The organism is Nocardia sp. NPDC055321, from assembly GCF_053645575.1.
On sequence record NZ_JBSHMS010000024.1, the window covers coordinates 68072 to 87445 of the forward strand.

Sequence of the window (19374 nt, forward strand, 5' to 3'; positions counted from 1 at the left end):
TCGGCTGACCTGTCCACACGTGGTTCGTTCAGCGCCACCGGAACCAGCGTCGGCGACCCGCACGCGATCCAACGGGTGGCTGGTACCAGACGGCCTTCGGACGTTTGCTCTGGAGCTCTTCCCAGCGCATGAAGGTGCGGTGATGGATTCCGGTGATCAGGGCTGCTTCTTCGTCGTTGATCTGTCGACCGTCGTCGCGTGCAGATACGCGGATGCCGCTGGTGACCTGATAGAGGGCAGCGATCGTGCCGTCCTCGACAGGTCCCTCCTCACGAAGGCGTTCCGTGCCCAGAACGAAGTTCTCGAAGTCGAGTGGGAAACTCTCGGACGATGCCGCCCGGCCACGAACCTCCTGCACCATCGCCCGCGAAGCCGCGACGAATTCACCCGTCCCGCGGTCTAATGCGAAACCTCCGGTGCTCCCGTCCGCCGCCTCCTCGAGCCACAAGGTTCGGTCCCGATGAAAGTAGAAGGCGGGGAGATCCACTGGCGCTCTATTCTTTTCGCTCCTGGCACGATCTCGGTGAGTCTACTGGTCGACAGGTCGGACCTGATTGCGCGGTCTGTGCCACATTGCGACGGGTCTTTCCAGCTCGCACAGTTCGGAATACGTGGCGTCGTCTTCCGATAGTTCGTTCTCGTTCTCGTTCAGCCAGCGCCGGTACAGCGCGGCTCGCCCCGATCGCTCGGCTCGAGACCGATCGGCATCCTCGACTGTTCCTGTTGCCCATGGCTGGTCGTAGCTGTAGCCGGTCACCAGCCGGACTTCGTCGAGGTAGGCGCCCGCCGGGGCGTCGGTGTGCTGTGGCCAGTAGCCACGGAAGTCCTCGTAGGTCTGCCGGCCCGGCAAGATGGTGCCAGGTCGCCCGTCGATGGCGGCGTAGCAGATCAACCTATCCACGGGTCACGGTCGACCGGGCGTGCTGTGCGAGGAGTTCGGTGAGGGTGTCCAGGCCCGGTAGGTCGAGGCCGCCGCCGGTGTGGGTGGCGTGCGAGAGCAGTTGTTGCAGGCGGGTGTTGAGCGGGGCGGGGGTGGCGTGGAGGCGGGCCAGGAGCGCTATTTCGCCGTTGAGGTAGTCGACTTCGTTGGTGGGGGCGGCTCGGGCGAAGCTCTGCCAGGTGGATTGGTGGCCGGGGGTTACTCCGGATTGTTCGTCGAAGTGGTTCTGGGCGGGGTCGAGGACGAGCTCGGCGAGGTCTCCGGGGGTGTAGCCCGCGGCGAGCAGGACCGTGCGGGCTTCGGCGCCGAGAGCCAGGCCGACGGTGTCTTTCGTGCGGCGGTCTCCGGCGAGTACCTCGAGTCCGTTGCGGACGCTGTGGATGATTTTCGACGCCTTGTAGGAGCGGATGTCGGTGACCAGGGTGATCAGGAAGTTCGCTTCGTTGATGTCCGTTGCGAAGGTCTTCAGAGCATGTGTGGCGAATTCGGGTGTGCGAGTGGTCGCGATTCCGGCGATGGCGCCACCGAGGTGGGGATGCCCGCCCACGCGAACTTCACCGGTACGACTGTGCTGGGCCGCGATGAGGAAAACCGCGCCCAGCACGGTGTCGAACCAACGGGCGGCGGTGCGCTCGGCGTCCAGGCCGTTCTGCACGGTGACCACCGGAATCAGTTCTGCGGCGTTGCCTCGGACACAGCTGTGCTCGTCGGTCACATCGCGCCAGGCCACGGCGGAGGCGACCGTTGGCAGATCCTGGGTCTTCACCGCGAGCACGACGATATCGCCGATCCGCAATCCCAGGTCAGCGGCCAGGTCGACGGCCCGGAGGCGAACCTCCCTGCGCCCCGAGTGGGTGTAGTACGACAGCCGCTGTGCGACAAGGTGTTCGAGTGTCGCACCGCGTGCGACGAGCAGCACCTCATGTCCGCGATCGCCGAGTTCCACGGCCAGACTGACACCGATCGCGCCCGCGCCGACGATGACGTACCGGGTCATCGCCCGGCCCGGCGCAGGAAGGTCTCCCCGGCGCGCACCGGGAAATCGAGGCGGTTCTCCGGTGGCGGCATCGGGCACAGGTAGTGGTCGGAGAACGTGCACGGCGGCAGGTAGGCGCGGTTGAAGTCCGCGACGAACCGGCCCTCGCCATCGGGAGCGGGCACGGTGAGGAATCGAAAGCGCTGGGTCTCGGTGCCGTTGGTGGTGTCGGCGAAGGTGAGCTGGATGTCGCCGTTCGGGGTCGCCGCGCCCGACAGCACCAGTTCTCGGCCATCGATACCGATGCGCAGGCGAACACCGGGGTTACTGCTGACGAAGCCATCGATGTGGTCGAGTCGCAGTGGCGCGGTGAGGGTCTCGGCGACACCGTCGAACACCCAGGAAGGATCCGGGGCGAAGGTATCGATTCCCGCCAGGCCCGCGCGGGTGGGCGCCTGCGGGTCGAATACCCGTAGCGCGACCTCGCCCGCGCGAATCAGGGGTTGCAGCAACAGCTCTCCGCTGAGCACCCGGTCGCCGGGTGCGAGTTCGAGATGACGACCCCCGCCGTCACCGATGGCGCGGCCGTCCGCGGCGACCCACTCGCCCGGAACACCGTCGATTCGCAGCGGAAGGTCGCTGAGCCAATATGTTCCGACGGCGGCGGCGAGACCGTGCGCCGCGGTGGCGAGTGTCTCGCGCTCGGCGTGCCAGTGCTGCCAGTCGGATACCCAGGTATCGGTTGCCGTGGTCATTGTGCGGCCCTTTCGAGAGTGGATGGTTCCCGGCCGGACAGCGCCCGGCGTCCGGGGATGGCGGCGAGCAGCCGTTCGGTACGAATGTCGCGCGGATCGCCGAAAACGTCTGCGACCGAACCCGCTTCGACGACCTTGCCGCGATCGAGCACCGATACCGTGTGCGCGATCTTGGCTATCACCGAGAGGTCGTGCGACACGAACAGGTATGCCAGGCCGAATCGCCGTTGCAGGTCGAGAAGCAGGTCGAGGATCTGCTCCTGCACCGAGACGTCCAGCGCGGAGACCGGCTCGTCCAGTAGCACCAGATCCGGTCGCAGGGACAGTGCGCGCGCGATGGCGACGCGCTGGCGCTGCCCGCCGGACAGCTCATCGGGCAACCGGTCCAGCGCGGTGCGCGGCAGCGCCACCGCGTCCAGGAGTTCACCGGCGCGAGCGTGGCGTTCGGCGCGAGTGCCGATGCGGAACGAGACCAGCGGCTCGATAACGCTGTCGCGCACGGTGAATCGCGGATCCAGGGCGGCGTACGGATTCTGCTGAACCAGTTGGAAGCGCCGGCGGAGCGGGCGCTGCCGCCGCCACGACAGACCTGCCAGATCGGTGCCGTCGAAAAGCACCGCACCGGAGGTAGGGGTCTCGAGGCCCATCGCGAGACGCAGGAGCGTGCTCTTCCCGGAACCGGATTCGCCGACCACGGCGTGGGTGCGACCGGCAGGCACGCGCAGCGACACCGCATCCAGCGCGACCACCCGGCGCCCGCGCCCGGTGGGCCGGAATTGCTTTGTCACAGCGTCGATCTCGAGAATGGCGGGCAGGTCTTCTCCCCCGGTCTCCCGGAAACGTGGCACCGGCACACCCGCGTTCGCCAGCCCGGGCGCGGCCGCGATCAGCCGACGGGTGTAGGCGTCCGCGGGCGCGACGAGAATCTCCGCGGGCGTACCGGATTCGACGATCCGGCCCCGTCGCATCACGATCACCCGGTCGGCGCGGTCCGCCGCGACGGCGAGATCGTGCGTGATGATGAGCAGGGCGATACCGCTCTCGCGCACCAGTGATTCGAGATGGTCGAGGATCCGGGCCTGGACGGTCACATCCAGCGCGCTGGTGGGTTCGTCGGCGATGATCAAATCCGGTCGCCCGGCCAGGGCGATCGCGATCAGCACCCGCTGGCGTTGCCCGCCGGAGAGCTCGTGCGGATAGCGGCGCACATGGTGCTCGGGGTCGTCGAGTCCGGCGGTACGCAATATGCCGAGTACTTCGAGGTCGACCGCGGGACCGCGTATTCCGCGCAGTCGTACCGCCTCGGCGACCTGGGTTCCGATCTGCTGGGTGGGATTGAGACCGACCATCGGGTCCTGCGGAATCAGTCCGACCGTCGCTCCGCGCAGGGACCGGACCGTCTTCTCGCCCGCTCCGACGATCTCGACGCCCCCGACTCGAATCGAGCCGCCTGTGATTCGCGCGCTGTCGGACAGCAGGCCGATCACCGCGTGCGCGGTGGTGGACTTCCCGGAACCGGATTCGCCGACCAGCGCCACGATTTCGCCCGGGCGCACCAACAACGAGACATCGTGCACCGCTGTCACCACGCTACCGCCGGTCAGGTAGCCCACGGAGAGGCCGGTGATGTCGGCGATCGGCGCAACGGTCGCCGTGCGGGTTTCCGGCACGGTCATCGCCGCACCTCCCGCAGGGTTTGCGCGATGTGATTGAGCGCCAGCACCGTCAGCGCGACCAACGCGCCCGGCAACAGCGATACCCACGGCGCGGTCACCAGGAAGTTTCGCCCGGCCGCCACGAGCGACCCCCATTCGGCCTCCGGTGGCGCCGCTCCGAAGCCGAGGAAACTCAGTGCCGCCACCGCGATGATCGCGGCCCCGAAATCCACCACCGCCAACGCCAGTACCGGCCCCCAGGAGTTGGGCAGCACGTGCCGGATCAGCACTCGCGGCCAGGATCCGCCGCCGGATCGCGCGGCTTCCACATAGGGCAGCGTCTTCACTCGGAGCACCTCGGCACGGGTGGTTCGCGCGAAACCGGGGATGGTGCCGACGCCGACGGCGATGGCCACCGGAATGGTCCCGAAGCCCAGGGCGGTGACGATCGACAGCGCCAGCAGCAGGCCCGGAATCGCGAGCTGCACATCGACCACGCGCATGATCAGCGCGTCGAGTACGCCACCGAGAAACCCGGACAGCACGCCCAGCAGGAGTCCCGCTCCGAGCCCGATGGCGATTGCCAGGAGAGCCGCCTTGACCGTGAGGTCGGCGCCGTAGAGCGTGCGGGTCCACAGGTCCCGACCGACATCGTCGGTGCCGAACAGGTGGGTGCCGCTCGGCGCGCGCAATCGCTCCGCGGGCGCGGTGGCGTAGGGCTCGTAGTCGGTGAACAGGGTGGGCGCGAATGCCGCGACGATCACGAACGCGACCAGCGAGCTCGCCAGCACGAAGCCGGGCCGGCGGGCGAGGCGCAGCAGCCGTGCACGGCCACGGCTGCCGCGTGTACGCGCGGGGAGTTCTCGGTCGTCATCGACCGCGATGACCTCCGGGGCGATCAGCGACTGCACCATGTCAGCGCACCTCGGCGGGCGCGAGGTGGGCGATGCGCGGATCCAGTAGCGGATAGAGCAGGTCGACGATCAGGTTGATCACGACGAACCCGGCGGCCGCGATCACCACGATCGCCTGCACCACCGGAACATCCTTGGCGAGCACCGATTCCTGGGCGAGCCGGCCGATACCGTTGCGATTGAAGACGGTTTCCACCACGATCGCGCTGGTCACGGTGAGGCCCACCAGGACTCCGATGATGGTGAGCGCGGGCAGTGCCGCGTTGCGCAGGGCGTGCCGAAACTGCACGGCCCCGCGCGAGAGGCCCTTGGCGCGAGCGGTCACGATGTACGGCTCGCGCAGGGTGTCGGCGAAGCTGCGCCCGAGCACCTGTGCGAGCTGGGACGCGCCCGGCAGCGCCATGGTGATCACCGGCAGCACCAGGTATTTCCAGCCGCCCGAGCCCGAGGACGGCAGCCAGCCCAGCTCGAACGAGAAGTACTGGATGAGCCCGAGCCCCACCAGGAACGACGGGACCGCGACACCCAGCGCCGGAGCCCGATCCAGCAGCACACGCAGCGGTGCGATCCGCACGAACGCGGCCAGGTAGGCGATCCCCGCACCCAGCACGATCGCGAGTACACCGGCGATCAGGCTGAGTGTGAGGGTGCCACCGAGCCTTTCGGCCAGCAGCTCACTCACCGGCGTCTGTTTGGCGATCGAGGTGCCGAAGTCGCCGTGCAGCGCACCGGTCAGCGCGGAGAAATACTGGTCCAGGATCGGGCGGTCCAGCCCGTACTTCGCCTTCGCGGCCGCGAGCTGTGCCGGTGTGAGGGAATCGGTTTCGATTCCGGCGGCGCTGAGCTGGATCGATACCGGATCACTGGGAAGCAGGTAGAGCACGGCGAAGGCGAGCGTGAACGCCGCCCAGAGCACGCCGGCCGCCTGTGCCACCCGTCCGGCGACATAGCCGATCACGGCTGGATCCAGACGTCGTGCAGGTCGATGAAGCTCTCGGCGGTGAAGCGGAAACCGTTGACCTGATTGCGAATTCCGGCGTACTGCACGCGTTCGGACACCGGGAAGGTGATGCCGTTGTCGATCAGCACGCCCTGAAGTTCGTGGTAGATCCGCTCGCGCGCCGCCGAATCGGTCGACTGCACCGCACGGGTGAACAGATCCGAGATCTGTGCCGCCGCGGCCGGCTTCTGGGCATTGCGCGCCAGCGCCTTGGAGTTGGCCAGGGCTTCGACGAGGATGAACTGCAGCGCACCGGGATCCGCCCGGGTGAAGTATCCCTCGACGAGGTCGTACTGGCCGTTGGCGATGACCGCGGGCCGCTCGGCGGCGGTCACGGACTTCAGCTGGAGTTCGATTCCCGACTGGCGCAGCTGATCCTGGAGCAACTCCGCGCCGACGCTGGCCGCGCTCAGCGGCTGGACCAGGGTGAGCCGCTTGCCGTCCTTGGAGCGGAATTGATCACCGGGCGCGACCTTCCACCCCGCCGCGTCCAGCAGGCGACCGGCCTGCGCCGGGTCATAGGTGAGCTTGGCGCTCTGGTTGGCGTAGTACGGGGTGGTGTTGTCGAACGGCCCGCCGACGACCGGATAATCCGCTCCGAAGGTGGTCGCGGCGAAGGTCTTCAGATCGATGGCGTGGTAGAGCGCCCGCCGGATCTGGTCGTCGGCCAGCGGGCGGCCTTCGGACACGTTCGGGTACAGCGTGTAGGAGACGCCCGGGAGCGGGCGCGACCGCAGATACGCGCCGGATCGGCCGATCAGGGTCCGGTCCTCGACGGTGAACGGATTACGCGGCCAAGCGATGTCGATCTGTCCACTGACCAGGTTGCCGGTCCGAACCCCGTCTTCGGCGACATAGCTGACCTTCACCTTGTCCAGATAGGCCTCGCCCGGGTTCTTGTTCAACGGCGACGGCCACCGGTAGCCGGTGCGGCGACTCAGGGTGACCCCCTGGTTGGGGGTGTAGTTGTCCAGGGTGAACTGTCCGGATCCCACGACATCGCCGAGGCAGCGCTGCTGCGGTGTCTTCTGGAACGAGGCCGGCGACAGCAGCGCCAGGTTGGTGGTCGCGGTCGCCTGCAGGAAGGACGAATTCGGCTTGCCGAAGTGGAATTTGACCGTCTTGGGGTCGATCACCTGCGCCGACTCGAGTCCGCCGATGTAGCTCGCGCCGAACGCGGTGCCGCTCGAGGTGCGGGCGAGATCGATGAATCCGTCGAAATTGGTCTTCACCGCGGCGGCGTCCAGCGGTGTGCCATCGGCGAAGGTCACCCCGTCGCGCAGGGTGAAGGTGTAGTCGAGCCCGTCGGGGCTGATCTGCCACGCGGTCGCCAGCCACGGCACGATCTCCCCGGTATCCGGGTTCTGATCGGTGAGCGAATCGGCGAAATTGCGGATCAGCGAACGGTGTTCGATCCAGTAGGTCTGGAAGGGGTCGATGCAGGCGAAGGCCACATTGTCCGGAAAGAACGCCAGGTTCAGGGTGCCGCCTCGCACCGGTTCCTGTCCTTCTCCCGAGGGCCCACCGGTGGTGTCGGCGCTGCCGCCGCAGGCGCTCACGAGCAGGGCCAGTGTCGCGGCGAACGCCGCGGCACCGAGCTTTCCGACCTTGCGCGGACTGCGCGCGAGCCGCGTGGTGATAGTCATGGCTGGGCTGTTCCTCGAAGTAGGTTGTGGGCGCGCGGCCCGGGTGTGTACAGGTGGTGCCGTGGTGGCGTACTACGCGTCCGGCCGCAGCACCGAACGCCCGGCGCCGAGTACGGCGGCGTCCTCCTGCGGGGGATGCACGCGCACGCAGAGCGCGTCGCGCAGATGCCGTTCGAGCGGGTTGTGGCGGGTCAGCGCGGCATTGCCGAGAGCGCCGACCGCGGTCTCCACCGCGGCGATCACCGATCGCGCGATGAGCACCTTGACCACCGATAGGCGCTGCGCCACGTCGCTTTCCCCGGCCGCGAGGCGGTGCAGGGCGCCGAACAGCAGGGTTTCGGCCTGCACTATCTGGGCTTCGATCTCACCGGCCACCGATTGAATGCGTTCGGTATCGGCGATCGGCTTGCCGAGTGCGGTCGGCACGCGGTTGCGGGCGTAGTCGGCGAAGGCCGCGCGGGCCGCGCGCGCCACCCCGATGTACAGCGCAGCATGTCCGAAAGAGGCCGGCCCCGCGGCAGCCGCGGGGTCCCGGTAGACGCCGTTCTGGAACGGGATCTCCGAGAAGTTCCGGTAGGGCACTGCGACATCGGCGTAGCTGACGTCATGCGTATTGGAGGCGCGCAGGCCCAGGTGATCCCAGGTGCGGCGCCAGGTGATGCCGTCGGCGTCGGCGGGGACGATCAGATGCCCCACCCGGACCGGGGTTTCGTCGGTCACCACCCACACCAGGTGGTAGGAGAGCGCGCTACCGCCGGTGGCGAAAGTCTTGTGCCCATTGAGAACCCAGCCGTCACCCGTGCGGCGAGCGAGGGTGGCGGGCAGGCCGCCGCGCGCGGGCGCACCCAATTCGGGTTCGGCTCGGATCGCGTTGATCAGCACCGGCTCTCCGGCCGCGCGATCGACCACTTCACGATAGAGATCTTCCGGCCAGCTCCCGGCCGCAGTCTGCGCGAGGTGAACCGCCAGTGTGTTCGCGACGATCAGGGCCACCGACGGGTCGCCCTCGCCGATCGCGATCAGCAGTCGAGCCACCTCGCTGTGCTCGAGCTGAGGTCCGCCGTAACGCGCGGAGACCGTCGCGGTGAGATACCCGCCGCGTTGCACGGCGCGCAAGCCGGCCTCGGGAATATCGCCACTGCGATCGTATTTCGCTGCCGTGGAAGCGATTTCCGCCGTCAACGCGGCCAGCGCGGCCGGTGAGGTATCGGGGACGGTCAGCACGGGACCGGTGGTGGCGGTCACGAGTGACTCGCCGTGACCAGCGCGCCCGGATTGTCGGCCTGCAGGGTGCCGCGCGTACCGGTTCGCTTGCGATGTTCGAGTTCCTGCCGGACCAGCGGCAGGATGTAGCGCCCGTAGTCGATGACATCGTTGAGGGTGTCGTACCCGCGGATGGAGACCAGGTTCGCGCCGAGGTCGATGTAGTCCAGGATGGCGGCTGCCACCGTCTCCGGGCTGCCGACCAGGGCCGTGGAGGCACCCGCGGCATTGGTGACCGCGGCGGTCCTGGTCCACAGCGCGCGATCGTAGATCTCTTGGCGGCGAGCGAATTCCAGTGCCCGCCGGGAGCCGACGTTCTGTGGCTCGGACCCGCTCACCTTGCGGTACGCGCCGCGTTCGAAGGTATCCGCGATGCGGTCGGCGTAGTCGTACGCCTTGGCCCATGCCAGCTCGTCGGTGCGGTCGATGATCGGACGGAACGTCACCCAGATGCGCGGGCGGTCGGTGCGCCCGGCCGCGGCGGCGATGGCGTGCACCCGCGCGATCTGGGATGCGATGTCCGCCAGTGGTTCTCCCCAGAACGAGAAGATGTCGGCCTTGGCGCCGCCGATGTCGAACGCGGCATCGGACTGCCCGCCGATCGAGATCGGAATCGAGGTGGCGTAGGGCGGGAAACCCGGCCCGAAATCGTCGAATCGATAATGCTCCCCCGCGTGGGAGAAGGCCGCCGTCTCGGTCCACGAACGCCGCAGGACGTCGATGAATTCACCGGTGCGCGCGTATCTTTCGTCTTTCGTCGAGTAGTCGCCCTGGCGGGCCTGTTCGGCGTCGTTGCCCCCGGAAATCACATGCACCACCGCGCGGCCCTCGGTCAGCTGATCCAGGGTTGCCAATTGCTGTGCGGCGACCGTGGGGAACACCGTGTTCGGCCGGACCGCGACGATGGGCTTGAGCCGCGCGCTGAGCTGTCCTACCGCGGAGGCGAGCACGAACGAGTCCGCGCCGGCGGAGCCGTACGGCAGTAGCGTGGCGTCGAATCCGCCGTCTTCCAGCGCCCGCACGTAGCGCCGCACGAACGGCAGGTCGATCCCCCGGGTCGGTATCGGCTCCAGTTCGGTCGAGGCGTTGGCGTGGGTGAGGCTGATGAACTCCACCTCCGTCGCGGCGGTGCCCGGTACCGCGTTCGATTCCGCATCGGCAGTCATGGGATTCCTCTCGGCGAACAATTCTCGATAAATCGTCATGCTAGGGAGACCGCATCCGCGGAAACCAGAGTTCTCTTCAGGTATTTCGATTCGGATAGCCGATCATCACCGATAGTCGAAATACGTTGTGCACATTAGAATCCGGTGGATCGAAAGGGTTTCCGAAGTACCGGATCGATCATTCCGATATCTCCGGCCAGGCGGTCGTGAAACCCACCGACCCGGTCGGCAGGCGTGATCAATAGGCTTTTCCCGGGTTGAAGATTCCCGCCGGATCCAGCGCTCGCCGGATGGCGTGCTGCACCCGGAGCGAATCCGCCCCCTGCTCCCGTTCGAGCCACTGTCGTTTGAGCACGCCGACACCGTGCTCACCGGTGATGGTGCCGCCCAATTCCAAGGCCGCGGCGAAGATTTCCGCCGCGGCCGACTCGGCCCGGGCGCGAGCCGCGGAATCGTGATCGGGTACCACGATTATCGGGTGCAGATTCCCGTCTCCCGCGTGACCGAAGGTATAGATCCGGCTGTCGTGTTCGGCGGCGATCGCGGTGATGCGGCGCACCGCCTCGGCGATCCGCGAGCGCGGCACGGCGATGTCCTCGATGAGCGCGCGTCCGTACCGTTCCAGGGCGGGCAGGGCCGCGCGGCGGACGGTGAGAAGTTCACCGGCGGCCTCGGGATCACTACCCACTCGGATTCGAAAGGTGTACCGGCGCAACACCTCCACTATCAGATCGGCTTCCGCGCGGGCACCGAAACCATCGGTCTGCGCCACGATGAACGCACCCGCCGCCTGCCCACGCACACCGAGCAGGTCCTGCGCCTCGCGCAGCGACGCCGCGTCGAGCAGCTCGAGCATGGCGGGCCGCACTCGCGCGGCGAGCACCTCGGTCGCGGCGGCCGCCGCCTGGTCGACATCGTCGAAGTACGCGGCGATGGTGACGGTATCGATCGGAGCGGGCTGCAACCGCACCACCGCCTCGACGATGACCCCCAAGGTGCCTTCCGAACCGGTGAACAGGCTCGTGAGATCCAGTCCCGCTACACCTTTCGCGGTGCGACGCCCGGTCTGCACGAGGGTGCCGTCGGCGAGCACGACACCGAGCCCCAGCACCGCCTCGCGGGTGACGCCGTATTTGACGCACCGGAGTCCGCCGGCGTTCGTGGCGATGTTGCCCCCGATGGTCGAGATGGCAACGCTCGCCGGGTCGGGCGCATATCGCAGACCGTGCTTCGCGGCCTCGGCGTCGAGCGTGGCCGCACTCACCCCGGCCTGCACCACCGCCAGTTCATCGACCGGCGCTATCTCGAGAATTCGGCGCAGTCCGCTGACGTCGAGGACCAGCGTGCCCGCCCCCGCGCTCGCGCCTCCGGCCAACCCGCTGCCGCCGCCCCGGACCACCACCGACAGCCCCCGCTCGGCCGCGAAGGTCACCGCGCGGCGCACATCGTCGACCTCCGCGGCGACCACCACCAACTCCGGTGATCCCGGCGGCTCGTAGCCGGATCTGTCGACGCGATAGGTGTCGGGGATCTGCTGCCCGCTCAGCACGGTTCCGGAAAACAACGGTAGATCGAGGGTCATCACGTACTCCTCTCCGAAGGCGAGCAAACCCGACCCCGCGGGCACGGTGAAGCCTTGGAATCAGGGCAATCCCAACGTCTGCGCATCGTGCGCGGGCGGGCGTACCATCGCCGATCACCATCCCGTCCGAGAGCGAAGGCAGAACATGACAACACCGGGGCAGCAACACAATTCGGACTCCGAAGCATCCGAGTGGCGTGAACACGGGGTCCGGGTCGTCAAATCCGGGGAGCTCGATCCCAACACCGCGCAGACGCCGGGCATGGACCGCGCCGCGGCGATCAATGCCGCGCGCGTGGGCGCCCAGCGCATCTGGGCGGGCACCGTCACGATCCACCCGGACGCGAAAACCGGTGCGCATCACCACGGTGCGCTGGAGAGCGTCATCTACGTCGTGCGCGGGCGCGCGCGCATGCGCTGGGGAAATCGGCTCGAGTTCGTCGCCGAGGCCGAACCGGGCGACTTCATCTTCGTCCCGCCGTACGTCCCGCATCAGGAGATCAACGCCAGCACCGACGAACCGCTGGAGTGCGTCCTGGTCCGCAGCGACAGTGAAGCGGTGGTGGTGAATCTCGATATCGAGCCGGTCGAAGCGCCCGAAACCGTGCACTGGGTGGACCCGATTCATCCGCACCCGTGAGCCGCGGTCCGATCGAAAGTTCCGATCACTGTCGATAACCGAATTCGATCGCAGGAATTGAATTCACGTGATCGCAAATGATTGACCCGAATACGTTCGGCGGGTTGAGTTTTCATCGGTCGGCGGGGTGTCGGTTCCGGCCGAAATCACACTTCTACGAACGGGTGAAATGTCTACTCATGAAGAGGCCGATCGTCCGGCCGCACGCCCCCGAATCCGTTCGCGCCGGCGGCGCAACACCTGGATCGCCGTGGGAGTCGCGGCCGTAGTGGCCGTCACGGCGGCCGTGGTGGCCGGATTGTCCGGCAGTGATGCCGAGGACGCCGGGCAGATCACCAAGGACGGCACACTGGTGTACGCGGTGGCGGGCACGCAGGTCTCACTCGATCCGGCGGTCGCGGCGACCGCGGTCACCAGCCTGGTCAATCGCAATATCTTCGATTCGCTGGTGGCCCAGACCGGTCCGGATTCCTTCGGTGCATGGCTGGCGGATTCGTGGACGATCTCGCCCGACGGGCGGACCTACCGGTTCGCGCTGCGCGAGGGGGTGACGTTCCACGACGGCACGCCGTTCACCGCCGACGCGGTGCGGGCCAGCCTGGACCACATCGTCGATCCGAAGACCAAGTCCGCGTACGCGGCGTCGTTGATCAGCGCCTATCAGGAGACCCGGGTCATCGATCCGCTCACGGCGGAAGTCGTGCTGAAGCAGCCCTTCACGCCGTTCCTGCAGGCGCTCTCCACCCCGAGTCTGGGCATCCAGAGTCCCAAGGCGCTCGCCGATCCGGCCTACCGCCCGGTGGGCACCGGGCCCTTCGCCTTCGAGAGCTGGGAGCAGGGCAAGGCCGAGACGCTGACCCGATTCGACGCCTACCGCTGGCCTGCCCCGGGCAGCACGCATTCCGGCCCGGCGCACCTGGGCAAACTGGTGTTCCAGTTCATCAACGAGGACGCCACCCGGTACGGCGCGCTGACCAGCGGTCAGGTGCAGGCCATCGGGGGTGTGCCGCCGGTCTCGGCGGACGATCTGAGCAAGCGCGAGGACTTCACGCTGCATTCGGACGAGACGCCGGGTCTGAACTACAACGTGTACTTCAACCAGTCGCGCGGACCGCTCACAGATCCGGTGGTGCGCCGTGCGCTCACGGCGGCTGTGGATGTGGCCGAGCTGGTGAAGAGCATCTACTTCGGGCACTTTCCGGTGGCGGACAACGCGATCAGCAAAGTGACCGCCGGATACGATGCCTCCGCCCGCGACGACCTCACCCGCTACGACCCCGACAATGCCAAGCGACTGCTCGATCAGGCCGGGTGGAACACCACCGATTCCGAGGGCTTCCGAGTCAAGGACGGCGCACGGCTGTCCCTGGTGTGGCCCTACTGGCCCGACGGCACCCGTGAACAGCGCGATGTGGTCGCCGATGGAATCCGGGCCCAGGCCCGCGCGGTGGGTATCGACATCCAGCGGCCCACCGTCGACACCGGTACCTATGTCGAGAAGTATCTGATCGGCGGCGGCTACGACCTGGTGGATGTCAGCTTCGCCCGGCCCACCCCGGATGTGCTGCGCTTCGCGTTCTTCTCCGCCAACACCTACGCCAAGGCGGGTGGCAATGTGGCGCTGGTCAATTCACCGCAGCTCGACTCCTGGGTGACCGGCGCCGCGGCCACCACCGATCCGAAGCAGGCCGCCGGCAACTACTCCTCGGTTCAGCACGAGGTGCTGAAGCAGGCGTACATCATTCCGGTCTACACCCCGGTCAGCCTGACCGGATACGCGAAGTCGGTGCGCGATCTGACCTTCGACGCGCAGACCTATCCGCGGTTCTACGACGCCTGGCTCGCGGCGTGAACCGGTTGCCCGCGACCCCGAGGTGGCCGCCCCCGCTCCTGCGGCGGCTACCCGAGCCGCTGCGGTGGCTGCTCGGCCGCCTCGTGCTCGCGGTGCTCGTGATCTGGGCCGCGGCCACGCTGACTTTCGCTGGACTGCAAGCTATTCCAGGAGACCCGGCGCGCGCCATCGCGGGTGGCGTGGCGGCGACCAGCTCGCCGCAGGTGCTGGCGCAGATCCGGGCCGAGTACGGACTGGACTCGCCGATCCATGTGCAGTACGCCCGATTCCTCGGCCGCCTGGCGCACGGCGATCTCGGCACCTCCTACCAGCAGCATCGACCGGTGCGCGCGCTCATCGCCGAACAGCTGTGGCCCACGGTCGAACTCGCCGTCGGCGGGCTGGTTCTCGGCCTGGCGATATCGATCGCCGTCGCGGTCCTCACCGCACAGCGACCCCGTTCGCGGGCGGCGGCGCGCGCGGTCGAGTTCACCGCGCTGTCCATGCCCACCTACTGGGTCGGTTTCGTCCTGCTGGCGCTGTTCTCGTTCCATTGGCAGGTGTTCCCGGTGGTCGGGGAGACCGGCCTGCGCGGACTGGTACTGCCGTGGCTCACCCTCGCGGTGGCCGTGGCCGGGGTGCTGTCACAGGTCACCCGGGACGGGCTGGAGCACGCGCTGGAGCAGCCGTTCGCGGTCACCGTGCGGGCACGCGGAGCGAGCGAGTTCCGGGTGCGGGTCCGGCACGCGCTGCGGCACGCGTCCGCCCCGGTGCTGACCCTCTCGGGCTGGATGCTGGGCAACCTGCTCGGCGGTGTGGTCGTGGTGGAAACCGTCTTCGCGCGCCGAGGCCTGGGCCAATTGCTGGTGAGCGCGGTCCGCGGCCGCGACTACCCGGTGGTGACCGGCACGGTGGTGCTCACCGCGGCGGCGTTCGCGCTGATCTCGATAGCGCTGGACCAGCTGTACCGACTGGTGGATCCCCGCATTCGGGAGGTGGCGCGATGACCACAGCCGCGCCGGCAGGGCGGGCGAAGCCGATTCGCTTGCGGGACCGGCATTCCCTGCCACGACCCGGCCGCTTGGTCGCCGCGACGGTGCTGGCGCTGGCCGCTGTCGCGGTCATCGCACCGCAGTTGCTGGCCGGCTCGCCGGAGTCCATCGATCCCGGCATCGCCTTGCAATCACCGAGCGGCACACATCTTTTCGGCACCGACTGGTTGGGCCGCGACGAGTACGCGCGTGTGGTGTACGGCGCGCGCGCGTCGCTGCTGGTCGGCCTCGGGTCGACGCTGCTCGCGACCGTCGCGGGGACGCTCTGGGGACTGGGCTCGGCGCTGGGCGGCCCGGTCGCCGATCAGGTCGGGATGCGGCTCGCCGACGTGCTGCTGGCCTTTCCGACCATTCTCATGGCGCTGCTGGTGGTGGCGGTGCTGGGCCCGGGAACCGGCAACGTGGTGCTGGCCATCACCATCGCGCTGACACCGGGTTTCGCCCGGCTGGTGCGGATCCGCACCCATGAGGTACGCCGATTGGCCTATGTGCGTGCGGCACTGGATCTGGGCATCGCGCCGTGGCGGGTGACGTGGCGCCACATCGTGCCCAATGTCCTGCTGCCGCTGAGTGTGCTGGTGGTGATCAATATCGGAACCGCGATCATCATCGGCTCGTCGCTGAGTTTCCTCGGGCTGGGGCCCGACACCGCGGTGCCGGAGTGGGGCGCGATGCTCGCGCAGTCCCGGAACTATCTGTCCGCCGCGTGGACCCTGGCGCTGTTCCCCGGGCTGGCGATCACCGTCACCGTGATGTCGATCAGTGTGGCCGGTCGCGCCCTGCGCGAACGCGTGGACGGAGTCACTCGATGAGCGAACGGCTGCTGTCGGTGCGAGATTTGTCGGTGGCCTTCGGCCGCACCGTCGCGGTGCGGTCGGTCGATCTGGAGGTCGACCGGGGCCAATGTGTGGCGCTGGTCGGCGAATCCGGGTCCGGTAAGAGCGTGACCGCGCGGGCCCTGGTCGGGCTGGCCGGAGCCGACGCGCGGGTGCGTGCCCGCGAACTGACCCTCGGCACGGACGACCTGCGCGACGCGAACAGCGCGCGCTGGCGGCGAATCCGGGGCCGCCGTGTGGGTTTCGTGCTCCAGGACGCGCTGACCTCCCTGGATCCGCTACGCCGGATCGGCTACGAGGTCGCCGAGCCGCTCGAGATCCACCGGCTCGCCACCGCCGACGACCTCGACGACGCCGTGTTCGGGCTGCTGCGGCGCGCGGGTATCGGCGATCCCGAGCGACGCTGGCGGCAGTATCCGCACGAGCTGTCCGGGGGCCTGCGCCAGCGCGCGCTGATCGCGTCGGCTCTGGCGGCCGGGCCGGAGTTACTGATCGCCGACGAACCCACGACCGCGCTGGATGTCGTGGTACAGCAACAGATTCTGGCTCTGCTGTCGGAACTGCGGGCGGCCGGCACGGCGATAGTGCTGATCAGCCACGATCTGGCGGTGGTCGCCGAGTCTGCGGACACGGTCGCGGTCATGTATGCCGGGGTCGTCGTCGAGCAGGGACCGGCCGAAGTGGTGCTGGGTGCGCCCGCGCATCCGTATACCGCCGAACTGCTTTCCGCCGCACCACGACTGGACGGGCCGATGCTGGCATCGACGGCACCGCGTTGGGCCGACCCGGCCGAGACCGGATGCCCGTTCGCGCCGCGCTGCCCCCTCGCCGGCGACGACTGCCGTACCGGCCTGCCCGAACCCGTCCCGCTGGCCGATGGGCGCACGGTGCGCTGTCTGCGCCCGGGCCTGGCTACGGCGCCGGTCGAAGTGGTGTCCGGCCCGCCCGACAAGGCGGCGGCGGTGGACGCTGTGCCGCTACTGGAGTTCCGGGCGGCGAGCAAGCACTATCGACTGCCCGCCGGCGGCCGGACCGTGGGTCTGGAACCGGCATCGTTCACGCTGCACCCCGGGCAAGCCTTGGGCGTGGTCGGCGAATCCGGTTCGGGCAAGAGCACATTGGCCCGGTTGGCCCTCGCACATCTGTCACCCGACAGCGGTGAGGTGCTGCTCGACGGCGCACCCTGGTCGCGGCTGCGCGAGCGCGACCGGCGGCCACACCGACATCGGGTCCAGCTCATCGACCAGGATCCAGCGAGCGCCTTCGATCCCCGGCATTCGGTCGCGACGATCATCGGCGAGGCCCTGCCGCGGACCTGGTCACGGGCCGAACGCACCGAACGCGTCGGCGAACTACTCGCCGACGTCGGGCTCTCGGCCGCGCTGCGCGATGCCCGTCCCGCACGGCTGTCCGGCGGACAGCGCCAGCGGGTGGCCATCGCACGAGCCCTGGCCGCCGCACCGGATCTGATCGTGGCCGATGAACCGGTCTCCGCACTCGACATCACCATCCAGGCCCAGATTCTGGACCTGTTCGACCGGGTCCGGCGCGACAGCGGAGCCGCGCTGCTGCTCATCTCCCATGACCTGGCGGTGGTGCGCAGGCTCTGCCGGCGGGTGGCGATCATCCACGACGGCCACATTGTCGAGATGGGGGATACGGCAGCGGTTTTCGCGAATCCGCAGCACGCATACACCCGGCAACTGCTCGCGGCCGTCCCGCGACCACCGGTCCCGGCCGCGGCACCTGAACTCGCACTCTCGACGCCCGAACATTCACTCTCGAAAGGAATCGCATGACATCGACCGATGACCAGCGGGTCGCGATCGTCACCGGCGCCGCGTCCGGTATCGGCCGCGCCACCGCGGAACTGTTCGCCGAGCGCGGATACCGGGTGGTCGCCGTGGACGTGGACGAGCGTGGCCTGGCCGGACTGTCCGGGAATCCGGTGACCCTGAGCGGTGACGTCTCCACCGAAGCCGTGAACGTGGCCGCGGTGCGCGTCGCCCTGGATCGGTTCGGCCGCATCGACACCCTGGTCCTCAACGCCGGGACCGGTGGTACTCCCCCGCTCGAGACGCCCGGGGCGGTCGACGCGGCCGACCGCATCTTCGGGGTCAACCTGCGCGGGCCGATTCACGGTCTGCGCGCGGCGATTCCGGCGCTGCGCGTGAGCGGCGGGTCGGCGATCTTCACCGCCTCGGTGGCGGGCCTGCGCGGGGATCCGGGCAACTGGGCCTACAACGCGTCCAAGGGCGCGCTGATCAACCTGGTGCGCGCCTTCGCGATCGACTACGCCGCGCAGGGGGTGCGGATCAATGCGCTCGCGCCGGGGCTGACCCGCACCGGCATCACCGCCAATGTGCATCAGGATCCCACGCTGCTGGCCGTCATCGAGCGGCGGATTCCTCTGGGCCGCTTCGCTGAACCCGTAGAGCAGGCCGAGGCCATCTGGTTCCTGGCTTCGCCCGCGGCCGGCTACATCACCGGCACCACCCTCGTCGTGGACGGCGGGCTTGATGCCAACCTCGGCATTCTGCCGCTGCCCGGTCAGGGCTTCTGAACCCCTTTCGATCCGATAGTTCGACAACCCGTACGAAGGAGCACAGGATGACCACGATCTCTGCCATCGAGGCCAACAAGGCCGTAGCCCGGCGGTTCTACGATGAAGTGGTGTCGCAGGGCAAGCTCGAGGTGCTCGACGAGATCATCGCCGAGGACGGCCGCGACACCGCGGTCCCGGCCGGGAACATCAAGGGCCGGTCCGGATTCGTCGAGCACATCACCTGGCTGCGTGAGAACGTCGAAGGCGTCACCGCCACGGTCGACGATCTCATCGCCGAGGCCGACCGGGTGGTCGTGTACTGGACGATCGACGGCATTCAGCGCGGTGAGATCTTCGGTGTGCCGGACCGGGGCGCAGGCCGCCGGTTCACCGGGGTCAGCATCAGCACCATCCGCTTCCAGGACGGCCGCATCGTCGAATACGGGGTGCTGCCGGATCGGTACGGCATCATCGCCCAGCTCGCCCGCTGAGTTCGAGAACACCGAAGCCCGGCACGGATTTCCGTGCCGGGCTTCGCCGTTCGATCGCTACGCGCTTTCCAGCGTATCGATC

General features: G+C 68.3%; 18 protein-coding genes. 7 read left to right on the forward strand and 11 right to left on the reverse strand.

Annotated features, from left to right (window positions below; translation table 11 throughout):
* Positions 1–28 precede the first annotated feature (28 nt).
* The 11 genes from ACWIGI_RS31820 to ACWIGI_RS31870 all read right to left on the reverse strand — a co-directional run bounded on the left by ACWIGI_RS31820 (position 29) and on the right by ACWIGI_RS31870 (position 11897).
* Positions 29–487, reverse strand: a complete 459-nt coding sequence (locus tag ACWIGI_RS31820; protein WP_454206584.1) for a hypothetical protein — start codon at positions 485–487, stop codon at positions 29–31.
* Positions 488–529: 42 nt separating this feature from the next.
* Positions 530–901: a hypothetical protein gene (locus tag ACWIGI_RS31825; protein WP_454206586.1), complete on the reverse strand. Its 372-nt coding sequence runs from the start codon at positions 899–901 to the stop codon at positions 530–532.
* Positions 894–1937 (reverse strand): ketopantoate reductase family protein, encoded by a 1044-nt coding sequence (locus tag ACWIGI_RS31830; RefSeq protein ID WP_454206588.1) that lies wholly within the window; start codon positions 1935–1937, stop codon positions 894–896. The genes ACWIGI_RS31825 and ACWIGI_RS31830 overlap by 8 nt, the downstream gene beginning before the upstream one ends.
* Positions 1934–2671 (reverse strand): DUF1684 domain-containing protein, encoded by a 738-nt coding sequence (locus ACWIGI_RS31835; protein WP_454206589.1) that lies wholly within the window; start codon positions 2669–2671, stop codon positions 1934–1936. Before ACWIGI_RS31835 ends, ACWIGI_RS31830 begins: the two co-directional genes overlap by 4 nt.
* Positions 2668–4347 carry a dipeptide ABC transporter ATP-binding protein gene (locus tag ACWIGI_RS31840; protein WP_454206591.1) on the reverse strand — a complete coding sequence of 560 codons (1680 nt, stop codon included), beginning with the start codon at positions 4345–4347 and terminating at the stop codon, positions 2668–2670. The genes ACWIGI_RS31835 and ACWIGI_RS31840 overlap by 4 nt, the downstream gene beginning before the upstream one ends.
* A complete protein-coding gene (locus ACWIGI_RS31845) occupies positions 4344–5240 on the reverse strand; it encodes an ABC transporter permease (protein ID WP_454206593.1) in 897 nt (298 codons plus the stop codon). The genes ACWIGI_RS31840 and ACWIGI_RS31845 overlap by 4 nt, the downstream gene beginning before the upstream one ends.
* Position 5241: 1 nt before the next feature.
* On the reverse strand, positions 5242–6198 hold the full coding sequence (locus ACWIGI_RS31850; protein ID WP_454206595.1) for an ABC transporter permease: 957 nt from the start codon (positions 6196–6198) through the stop codon (positions 5242–5244).
* The gene (locus ACWIGI_RS31855; protein WP_454206597.1) at positions 6195–7886 is read right to left on the reverse strand and encodes an ABC transporter substrate-binding protein; all 1692 of its coding nucleotides are present in this window, start codon (positions 7884–7886) and stop codon (positions 6195–6197) included. The genes ACWIGI_RS31850 and ACWIGI_RS31855 overlap by 4 nt, the downstream gene beginning before the upstream one ends.
* A 72-nt stretch (positions 7887–7958) precedes the next feature.
* Positions 7959–9131 carry an acyl-CoA dehydrogenase family protein gene (locus tag ACWIGI_RS31860; protein WP_454206599.1) on the reverse strand — a complete coding sequence of 391 codons (1173 nt, stop codon included), beginning with the start codon at positions 9129–9131 and terminating at the stop codon, positions 7959–7961.
* Complete coding sequence (locus ACWIGI_RS31865) at positions 9128–10315, reverse strand: LLM class flavin-dependent oxidoreductase (RefSeq protein ID WP_454206601.1); 1188 nt, start codon at positions 10313–10315, stop codon at positions 9128–9130. The genes ACWIGI_RS31860 and ACWIGI_RS31865 overlap by 4 nt, the downstream gene beginning before the upstream one ends.
* Before the next feature lie 238 nt (positions 10316–10553).
* Positions 10554–11897: an FAD-binding oxidoreductase gene (locus tag ACWIGI_RS31870; RefSeq protein WP_454206603.1), complete on the reverse strand. Its 1344-nt coding sequence runs from the start codon at positions 11895–11897 to the stop codon at positions 10554–10556.
* A gap of 145 nt (positions 11898–12042) precedes the next feature.
* Between ACWIGI_RS31870 and ACWIGI_RS31875 the strand changes: the two genes are divergently transcribed.
* From ACWIGI_RS31875 to ACWIGI_RS31905, 7 genes are all read left to right on the forward strand, one after another.
* On the forward strand, positions 12043–12537 hold the full coding sequence (locus ACWIGI_RS31875; RefSeq protein ID WP_454206605.1) for a cupin domain-containing protein: 495 nt from the start codon (positions 12043–12045) through the stop codon (positions 12535–12537).
* Positions 12538–12706: 169 nt separating this feature from the next.
* Complete coding sequence (locus ACWIGI_RS31880; RefSeq protein ID WP_454206606.1) at positions 12707–14389, forward strand: ABC transporter substrate-binding protein; 1683 nt, start codon at positions 12707–12709, stop codon at positions 14387–14389.
* Entirely contained in the window at positions 14386–15375 is a 990-nt protein-coding gene (locus tag ACWIGI_RS31885; RefSeq protein WP_454206607.1) for an ABC transporter permease, read from the forward strand. The genes ACWIGI_RS31880 and ACWIGI_RS31885 overlap by 4 nt, the downstream gene beginning before the upstream one ends.
* Positions 15372–16232, forward strand: coding sequence for an ABC transporter permease (locus tag ACWIGI_RS31890; protein WP_454206609.1), 861 nt, complete (start codon positions 15372–15374; stop codon positions 16230–16232). Before ACWIGI_RS31885 ends, ACWIGI_RS31890 begins: the two co-directional genes overlap by 4 nt.
* Positions 16229–18055, forward strand: coding sequence for a dipeptide ABC transporter ATP-binding protein (locus ACWIGI_RS31895; protein ID WP_454206611.1), 1827 nt, complete (start codon positions 16229–16231; stop codon positions 18053–18055). Before ACWIGI_RS31890 ends, ACWIGI_RS31895 begins: the two co-directional genes overlap by 4 nt.
* The gene (locus tag ACWIGI_RS31900) at positions 18052–18819 is read left to right on the forward strand and encodes an SDR family NAD(P)-dependent oxidoreductase (RefSeq protein WP_454206612.1); all 768 of its coding nucleotides are present in this window, start codon (positions 18052–18054) and stop codon (positions 18817–18819) included. The genes ACWIGI_RS31895 and ACWIGI_RS31900 overlap by 4 nt, the downstream gene beginning before the upstream one ends.
* A 47-nt stretch (positions 18820–18866) precedes the next feature.
* Positions 18867–19292, forward strand: a complete 426-nt coding sequence (locus tag ACWIGI_RS31905) for an ester cyclase (RefSeq protein WP_454206614.1) — start codon at positions 18867–18869, stop codon at positions 19290–19292.
* Positions 19293–19374 lie beyond the last annotated feature (82 nt).